The organism is Roseburia sp. AF12-17LB, assembly GCF_003479605.1.
GTDB classification, from domain to species: Bacteria; Bacillota; Clostridia; order Lachnospirales; family Lachnospiraceae; genus Roseburia_C; species Roseburia_C amylophila.
In genome coordinates, this window is record NZ_QUHR01000034.1 from 1 (window position 1) to 272 (window position 272).

A 272-nucleotide genomic window follows, 5' to 3' on the forward strand; every position below is an offset into this window, starting at 1 on the left:
CTGTGACCTTCGGGTTATGAGCCCGACGAGCTTCCAGACTGCTCCATCCCGCGTTATTCAATTATCTTCTAAAAAGAAGAATGGGCAGAGGTGGATTCGAACCACCGAAGCAATTTGCAGCAGATTTACAGTCTGTCCCCTTTGGCCACTCGGGAATCTGCCCATTTCTATACAATATGAAATTGTATAAAGCCGATGATCGGACTCGAACCGATAACCTGCTGATTACAAATCAGCTGCTCTGCCAATTGAGCCACATCGGCATATCTTGC

At 47.1% G+C, this 272-nt stretch carries 2 tRNA genes; both read right to left on the minus strand.

Annotated features, from left to right (window positions below):
* Positions 1-81: 81 nt before the first annotated feature.
* Positions 82-163 (minus strand) — tRNA-Tyr (locus DWV68_RS14275).
* Between the two features lie 27 nt (positions 164-190).
* Positions 191-263: transfer RNA gene (locus DWV68_RS14280), tRNA-Thr, on the minus strand.
* Positions 264-272: the final 9 nt, after the last annotated feature.